Source organism: Duganella rivi (assembly GCF_009857435.1).
Taxonomy (GTDB): domain Bacteria; phylum Pseudomonadota; class Gammaproteobacteria; order Burkholderiales; family Burkholderiaceae_D; genus Rugamonas; species Rugamonas rivi.
The window spans coordinates 1-273 of sequence record NZ_WWCK01000028.1; the positions used below are offsets into that span (position 1 = coordinate 1).

Annotated in this window: 1 rRNA gene; it reads left to right on the forward strand. The window is 54.2% G+C overall.

Annotation, left to right across the window (positions count from 1 at the left end):
- Positions 1-273 (forward strand): 16S ribosomal RNA (locus GTP45_RS29445); the annotation flags it as partial.

A 273-nucleotide genomic window follows, 5' to 3' on the forward strand; every position in this document is an offset into this window, starting at 1 on the left:
CGGTCCAGACTCCTACGGGAGGCAGCAGTGGGGAATTTTGGACAATGGGGGCAACCCTGATCCAGCAATGCCGCGTGAGTGAAGAAGGCCTTCGGGTTGTAAAGCTCTTTTGTCAGGGAAGAAAAGGGTGCGGCTAATATCTGCGCCTCATGACGGTACCTGAAGAATAAGCACCGGCTAACTACGTGCCAGCAGCCGCGGTAATACGTAGGGTGCAAGCGTTAATCGGAATTACTGGGCGTAAAGCGTGCGCAGGCGGTTTTGTAAGACTGT